Annotated in this window: 7 protein-coding genes; 3 read left to right on the top strand and 4 right to left on the bottom strand. The window is 74.6% G+C overall.

The window, feature by feature from the left end; genetic code table 11:
• Nucleotides 1-131 precede the first annotated feature (131 nt).
• A complete protein-coding gene (locus ACIP93_RS23600; RefSeq protein WP_401761473.1) occupies nt 132-1,322 on the bottom strand; it encodes a thiolase family protein in 1,191 nt (396 codons plus the stop codon).
• 143 nt (nt 1,323-1,465) lie between these two features.
• Nucleotides 1,466-2,488, bottom strand: a complete 1,023-nt coding sequence (locus ACIP93_RS23595; protein WP_345225882.1) for a LacI family DNA-binding transcriptional regulator — start codon at nt 2,486-2,488, stop codon at nt 1,466-1,468.
• Nucleotides 2,489-2,708: 220 nt separating this feature from the next.
• On the opposite strand from ACIP93_RS23595, the gene ACIP93_RS23590 reads away from it, so the two are divergent.
• Both ACIP93_RS23590 and ACIP93_RS23585 read left to right on the top strand, forming a co-directional pair.
• Nucleotides 2,709-3,959 (top strand): MFS transporter, encoded by a 1,251-nt coding sequence (locus ACIP93_RS23590; protein WP_401761471.1) that lies wholly within the window; start codon nt 2,709-2,711, stop codon nt 3,957-3,959.
• Nucleotides 3,960-4,047: 88 nt separating this feature from the next.
• Nucleotides 4,048-4,743: an alpha/beta fold hydrolase gene (locus ACIP93_RS23585; RefSeq protein ID WP_401761469.1), complete on the top strand. Its 696-nt coding sequence runs from the start codon at nt 4,048-4,050 to the stop codon at nt 4,741-4,743.
• 112 nt (nt 4,744-4,855) lie between these two features.
• Here ACIP93_RS23585 and ACIP93_RS23580 read toward each other — a convergent pair whose 3' ends face one another.
• The gene (locus ACIP93_RS23580; RefSeq protein ID WP_401761467.1) at nt 4,856-5,905 is read right to left on the bottom strand and encodes a glycosyl hydrolase family 18 protein; all 1,050 of its coding nucleotides are present in this window, start codon (nt 5,903-5,905) and stop codon (nt 4,856-4,858) included.
• A gap of 97 nt (nt 5,906-6,002) precedes the next feature.
• Here ACIP93_RS23580 and ACIP93_RS23575 point away from each other — a divergent pair, with 97 nt between their 5' ends.
• Nucleotides 6,003-6,485, top strand: a complete 483-nt coding sequence (locus ACIP93_RS23575; protein WP_345225872.1) for a type II toxin-antitoxin system PemK/MazF family toxin — start codon at nt 6,003-6,005, stop codon at nt 6,483-6,485.
• 12 nt (nt 6,486-6,497) lie between these two features.
• Here ACIP93_RS23575 and ACIP93_RS23570 read toward each other — a convergent pair whose 3' ends face one another.
• Entirely contained in the window at nt 6,498-7,319 is an 822-nt protein-coding gene (locus ACIP93_RS23570; protein WP_401761465.1) for a TIGR02452 family protein, read from the bottom strand.
• Nucleotides 7,320-7,433: the final 114 nt, after the last annotated feature.

Raw genomic sequence — 7,433 nt, 5'->3', positions numbered from 1 at the left:
GGGCGCCGGCCGCCCCGGTTTCCCCCCTGGCGGGGGGGTGCGGGGCGGGTCCCCCCGGCGGGGCCCCCCCCGGCGGGGCCCGGGGGGGCCCCCCCCGCCGGGGGGCCCCCCCACTGCCGCGTACGGGCCCCTCAGCGCTCCAGCACCAGCGCCAGCCCCTGCCCGACCCCGATGCACAGCGCGGCCAGGCCCGTGCCCGATCCGGCCGCCGCGAGCTGGTGGGCCACCGCACCCGCGAGCCGCGCCCCGGAGGCCCCCAGCGGATGCCCGACGGCGAGCGCGCCGCCGCGCGGGTTGACGACGGCCGGGTCCAGGCCCGGCCACTCGGCGAGGCAGCCCAGCGCCTGGGCGGCGAAGGCCTCGTTGAGCTCGAAGACGGTGAGGTCGTCGAAGGTGCGGTCCGCCTTGGCCAGCGCCCTGCCGACCGCCTCGACCGGGCCGAGCCCGAAGAGGTGCGGCTCGATGCCGGTGACGGCGGAGGCCCGGATGCGGGCCAGCGGCTCGCGGCCGGTGGCGCGCAGACCCTCCTCGCCGACCAGGAGCAGGGCGGCCGCGCCGTCGTTGAGGGGCGAGGAGTTCCCCGCGGTGACGGTGCCGCCGGGGCGGAACACGGGCTTCAGCTTCGCCAGGGCCTCCGGGGTGGAGGACTCGCGCACGCACTCGTCGCGGACCAGGTCCACGCCCTCGTACGGGACGACCTCGCCGTCGTAGTGCCCCCGGGCCCACGCGGCGGCCGCCTTGCGGTGGCTGGCGAGCGCGAAGGCGTCCTGCTCCTCGCGGCCGATCCGGTGCTTGTCGGCGACGAGTTCGGCGCCCTCGCCCAGCGGGACGGTCCACTCGGCGGGCATCTGCGGGTTGGTCATCCGCCAGCCCAGCGTGGTGGAGTGCAGTTGCTGGTGGGCGGCCGGGAAGGCCCGTTCGGGTTTCTGCAGGACCCAGGGGGCGCGGGACATGGACTCGACGCCGCCCGCGATGGCCACGTCCGCGTCGCCGACGGCGATGGCGCGGGCCGCCTGGATCACGGCCTCCAGGCCGGAGCCGCAGAGCCGGTTGACGGTGACGCCGGGGACGGTGACCGGCAGTCCGGCGAGCAGCACCGCCATGCGGGCCACGTCGCGGTTGTCCTCGCCCGCGCCGTTGGCGTCGCCGAAGTACACGTCGTCGACGCGGGCCGGGTCGAGATCGGGGGTGCGGGCGACCAGGGCGCGTACGACATGGGCCGCGAGGTCGTCGGGGCGTACGCCCGAGAGCGCGCCCCCGAACTTGCCGATCGGTGTGCGGACGGCGTCGACGACATACACGTCGCGGATGCTCGTGGGCATCGGAACTCTCCTCCGGGTCGAGGGCGTTCGGACCGGAGAACGGCACCGGTGCGCGACCGCCTGTGATCGTCCTTGATCACCCGTGCCCGAGTCTGTGGCGCGTCCCGTCGGCTGTCAACGACGGGACGCGCCACCGACGGGGGTCAGCTCGACTCCCGGGGGACCGCGTGCGCGCCCATCAGGTCGTGGTTCTCGGCCCGGTCCGCGGGGTGGGCCACCAGCCGGTCGACCAGGTCGGCGAGGAACCGGCCCGGCGGCAGCTCCATGTGCACGGTGCTGAGGCTGGGCCGCAGCAGCTTGCCCATCAGGAGGTCGTCGGCGCCCATCACGGCGGTCTCGCCGGGCACGTCGACGCCCGCGTCCTGGAGCGCGCGCATCAGGAGCTGCGCGTACTCGTCGTTGTAGGCGAACACCGCGTCCAGGTCAAGGTCGCGCCAGCGGGCCGCGAGCGCCGCCGCGGACTCCTCGTCGTACCGCATGCCGAGCGGCTCCACGCGGGCGCCGGTGCCGCTGACGGCCTTGCGCAGTCCCGCCAGGCGGGGTTTGGAGAAGAGCTCCAGGCCCGGCTCCTCCGGGAGGACCGCGCCGATCCGGCGGCGGCCGCGCTCCATCAGGTGCCGGGCGGCGGCGATGCCGACCTCGCGCTGGTCCATCACCAGGGAGTGCGCGCCCTCGACGCGCTGCGGTCCCATGGTGATGACGGCCTTGGCGCCCGACCTCTTGAGGAGGGAGACGCCGCGCGCGGTCAGGGTGATCTCCCCGAGCGAGACCACCGCGACCGGGCGCAGTTCCGCCCAGGCGCGGGCGGCCTCGTCGCCGCTGAGACCGAGGCTGCCGTACTGCACGACGGTGTAGTCGAGGTTGCGCAGCGCCCAGTGCAGCTCGTTGAAGAACTGTCCGTACAGCGGGCCGACGGGGATGTGCGCGGTCGGCAGCAGGACGATGCGGGTGTGGCCGGCGCGCAGGCTGCGGGCGGCGGCGTGCGGGACGTAGCCGAGTTCCTCGGCGGCCTCGCGGACCCGGCGGCGGGTCGGCTCGCTGATCCGCACGGCCGAGGTGTTGTTCAGCACGTAGGAGACGGTGGCGCGCGAAACGCCCGCCAGGCGTGCGACGTCGGTGCTGGTGGGGACGGGTTGTTCGGCTGACTTCTTCGGTGTCTGGCTCATCGCGTTCGGCATCTTTCCAGACTGGTGCGGCACAGGGTCTGGCGGTTGGCCGGATTTCGGTGCTACAAAGCGTTTACACGCGTCACTGACACGTGTCATCACAGTGTTCCGAGCTCCCTGTCCGGCACCCCGCACGGGTTCCCCTCCCGGCGGACGTGTCCGTCGTCCCCGGAGCCCGCCTCCCGTCCCATTCACCGTTCTCTCGACACTGGAGGGCAGCGTGGCCCTTTCCTCCCCCGGCTCCGGCGTTGCAGCCGCTTCCGACTCCGTTCAGGCGCCCCGTCCCACTCGTGGGCTGCTGCCGCTGCTGCTCCTCGGCAACACGGCCATGTACGCCCTCTACATCGGTGTTCCGGGCTTCGTGCTGGCCCTCCAGGTGGCCGGCATCGACCCGGCGAACAAGGTCGGCAACATGACCGTCGTGTCCGGTGTCTCGGCCGTCTTCGCGACGGTCTTCAACCCGGTGGCGGGCGCGCTGTCCGACCGCTCCGGACGCCGCAACCCGTGGATCCTGGGCGGCGGCGTCGGGGCCCTCGCGGTGATGGCGCTGCTCGGCAGCGTCAACACCGTGCTGCTGGTGACGATCGTCTGGTGTCTGGGTCAGGCGGCGATGAACTTCTACCAGGCCGCGCTCACTTCGGTGGTCCCCGACCGCGTCCCGGTGGCCTCGCGCGGCCGGGCGTCGGCGGCCGTCGGCCTCGGCATCCCGATCGGCTCCACCGTCGGCGCGCTGCTCGGCGCGGCCTTCTCGGACAGCTACCGCACCGGTTACCTGGTCTTCGGCGCCCTGGTCGCCGTGTCCGCCGTGGTCTTCACGAGCTGCGCCAAGGAGGAGCGCCGTCCGGGCAAGCCCGCGGCGCCGTTCAAGGAGCAGGTGAAGACCTTCGCCGGCGCGCTCGCCCACCACGACTTCCGCTGGGCCTTCATCGGCCGGGCGCTGCTGATCCTGGGCTACTTCGGCGTCCTCGGCTTCCAGATGTACATCCTCCAGGACCACACGAAGCTGCCGGCGGGCATGACCGCCCCGGCCGCCGCCGCGATCCTCACGATGGTCAACTCGGCCGCCTCCGTGGTCTCCACCGTCCTGGGCGGCTGGCTGTCCGACAAGTACGACCGCCGCAAGCTCTTCGTCGCCGTCTCCGCGCTGCTGGCCGCCGTCGCCATGGTCTTCCCGGCGCTGTCCGCCAGTTGGACCGCGATGCTGGTCTTCGGCGTGATCAACGGCCTGGGCTTCGGCTGCTACATGGCCGTGGACACCGCCCTGGTGACGATGGTGCTGCCGAGGTCCGAGGACGCCGCCCGTGACATGGGCATCCTCAACGTCGCCAACGCCGGCCCGCAGATCGCCGCGCCGTTCGTCGCCGGCCTGGTGGTCCAGCTCTCCGGGGGGTACACGGCGCTCTTCCTGGTCGCCGCCGTACTCTCCCTGCTCGGAGCGCTCGCGGTCCACCCGATCCGCGGCGTCCGCTGAACCCCCGGGGGCGGGCCGGGTCCGCACCGGCCCGCCCCCCGGACGTACGAAGGCCCCACCGGGCCCCGCACCCCCGAAAGGCACGCACGTGCAGCTGAACACCCACACCTGGGGCGAGGGCGACCGCGTCGCCCTCCTGGTCCACGGCATCATGGCCGACCACCGCGCCTGGCGCACCGTGGGCCCCGCGCTCGCCGACCGGGGTTACCGCGTCATAGCGGTGGACCTGCGCGGTCACGGCCTGAGCGGGCGCGCGGACTCCTACGCCCCCGAGGACTTCGCCGACGACCTGGTCGAGACGCTCCCCGCGGGCGCGGAGCTGGCCATCGGCCACTCGCTGGGCGGCCTGACGCTTTCCCTCGCCGTGGACCGGCTGCGGCCGCGGCGCGCGGTGTACTCCGACCCGGCGTGGCACCTGGAGCTTCCCGGGGGCCTGGGCCCGGAGGTCTTCGCCCAGTTCAAGACGACGCCCCGGGAGGTCGTCGCGGAGCTGAACCCGCGCTGGGCCGACGAGGACGTGGACGTGGAGGTGGCGACCCTCGCGCTCTGGGACGAGGCCAGCGCGCACGGCCTGGCCGGCCTCGGGGGCCGCGACCTGCTGCCCGTGAAGCCGGTCGTGCCGTCGCTGGTGCAGCTCGCCGACCCGAGCATGATCATCGACGCGGCGCGGGCCGCGCTGCTGCGCGAGCGCGGCTTCGAGGTGCGCGTCGTGCCGGGCGCGGGTCACACCATTCAGCGCGACGACTTCGACGGCTTCATGGCCTCGCTGGATGGCTGGATCTAGTCCGTCGTCGCACCGGTGAACCGGACCGCGCTCCGGTCCGCTCGCGGCGGCCGGTTCCCCGCGACGGGGACCGGCCGCCGCGCCGTGCGGGCCTTCGCCGTGCGCACCGCGCTCACGGCCGCCCGCCCGCCAGCACCTTCCACACCCCGGGGTCCTCGAACCCCAGCGCCCACAGCCCCGTCCGGGTGATCCCGTGCTTGCGCAGCACCGGCAGGTGGGCGGCGACCCCGCGCGCGTCCTGGTACCAGACGGTGCGCCTGCGGCCCTGTTCCTCGTAGCTGAAGTGGGGCGACCCCGCGTCCGGGTCGAGGCGGTACGGCGCGCCGGTCCGTTCGCGCAGCGCCTCGGCCTCCTTCCAGGTCACGTGCCGGGTGGGGCCGCCGGGGGTCCAGTCCCAGCCGTAGGCGGGCAGCGCCGTCTCGATCTTGGCGCGGGGGATCACGGCGGTGGCGTGGGCGAGGATGCGGTCGTACCACCGCGGGGTCGACAGCGGGCCCGGCTTCCCGCCCTCCCAGTGCAGGTTGTACGCCATGATGCGCACCCGGTCGGCGGCCCTGCCGAGTGCGGGGTAGTCCCAGATGCGGCCGCTGCCCCCGGTCTGCGGGGTGACCGCGACGGCGCACGTCTTCCGCTTCGTGTGCAGCGCCGCACACAGGTCGGTGACCAGGGCCGCGTAGCCGGCGCGGACTTCCCGGTAGGCGGGGTCGGGGGTCGGCGCGATGGTCTCGTAGTCGAGTTCGAGCCCGTCGTAGTCACCGCGTTCCGCGACGGCGAGGAGGGTGCGCAGGTGGGTGGCGCGGCGCTTCGGGTCGGTGAGGATCGCGGCGAGGACGCCGGCCGGGAGGGTCTCCATCACCGTCGGCACGACCTTGATCCCCGCCTTGTGGAGTCCGTCGACGATGCGGGGGTCCTCGGCGCCGTCGTGCGGGTCGACGCGGTCGGCGGCCCTGACCCGGTACCAGAACGGGCTGACGGTGTGCAGTTGGTCCGCGTGCGCGAGGGCGTCCCGGTAGCCCGTCTCCTGGTCCCAGTACGGCAGCCAGGCGGAGGAGGTGCGCGCGGTCGGCGCCGCTTCGGGCGCGGCGGGCACCGCGCCGGGCGCGGGCGGCACGGCCGCGACCGCCCCGAGGGCGAGGAGCAGGGCGGGCAGGGTGGTGTTCATGGGAGGAGCCTGGGGGCGCCGCGCCCGGCACGCGCCGTGTGCTGGGCCGGTCGGCCGCATCCGCCGTCCGGGCCCGCTCACCCCCTACGCTGCACGCGTGACGACTTCACTGGACGACGAGACCGCGCACGGCGACCCGGAGCGGCGCACCGACCTTCCCGGCAGTCGCGGGCCGACCGCGACGGTGGAGGTCGAGCCGTACGACATCGGGCCGGTGCGCATGGAGTACGCGCCCGAGCCCGACGGGGACCCCGATCCCGGCGAAATCGTCTGGACGTTCGTGCCGTACGAGGAGAACGACGGGCGGGGCAAGGACCGGCCGGTGCTGGTGGTGGCCCGGGAGGACGCGGGCACCCTGCTGGCGGTGCGGCTCTCCAGCAAGCGGCACGACCACGACCGGGAGTGGCTGCCCATCGGTTCGGGGCCGTGGGACAGCGCGGGGCGCGCGTCGTGGGTGGACCTGGACCGGGTGCTGCGGGTGCACGAGGAGGGCATGCGGCGCGAGGCGTGCGCCCTGGACCGCGCGTCCTTCGACCGGGTGGCGGGGCGGCTGGGCGAGCGCTACGGCTGGAGCGGCTGAGGCCGCCGCGTCTCAGGCCGCGAAGGCGGCACGGAACGCGGTGAGTGCGGGGCCCCTGCCGGTGCGGTCGAGCACGGCGAGGGTCACCCGCTCGAAGTGGGCGGCGAACCGGCCCTCCCCCGTGAGGAGTTTGCGGAAGACTCCGGCGACGGCGGCGGGGTCGTTCTGGAAGACGCCGCAGCCCCAGGCGCCGAGCACGATCCGCCGGTAGCCGTGCGCGACGGCGACCTCCAGGACGCGTTCGGCCCGCCGGGCGAGCGCCCATGGGACGCGGTGCTCGCGGGCGGGGTCGGTGCGCCGGATCACCCCGGCGTTGGGGGCGGGCGAGGTGAGGAAGCCGACGCGGTACGGGTCGGACAGCAGCGTGCCGCGGTCGTCGCGGAAGACGGGGACGCCCGGGGCGTAGATCACGCGGTCGGTGTAGAACACGTCGCGTTCGGCGCGGTGGTGGGCGTAGAACTCCGGGGCGCGCAGCAGGCAGGTGTAGAGGGCGGAGGACCGGCAGAGCGCCTCTTCCTGGGCCTGCGCCCCGTTGAGGTAGCCGCCGCCGGGGTTGCGGGCGGAGGCGAAGCAGAGCACGGCGACCGGGTCGGCGGCCTCGCCGGTCAGGCGGCGGGCCGCCTCGGTGCTGCTCTCGGCGGTGACCTCGAAGGCGGTGGCGCGGTCGGCGGCGGGCTCGGCGGGCACCGGTCCGGGTCCGTGCACACGGGTGCCGGCGACGGCCTCGGCCACGTCGGCGGCGATGGATACCTCGCGGCCCCGGGGGCAGGTGTACCGACCGGCGGCGACGATGTCCTCGGTTTCTCGCGCGACTTGGCGCAGGCGTGCACTCACGCCGGTGATCGTGCGGGACGGCGGGCCGGCGGCGCAACGGGATTTGCCGGGTTGGGACGAGGCGGAGGGGGGTCGGAGGGGTGCCACGCGGTGGTGCGCGCGGCCAAAAGGTGC

It is taken from the genome of Streptomyces sp. NPDC088745, from assembly GCF_044751045.1.
Classification (GTDB): domain Bacteria; phylum Actinomycetota; class Actinomycetes; order Streptomycetales; family Streptomycetaceae; genus Streptomyces; species Streptomyces cremeus.
This window is presented reverse-complemented; position numbering and strand designations above follow the sequence as displayed.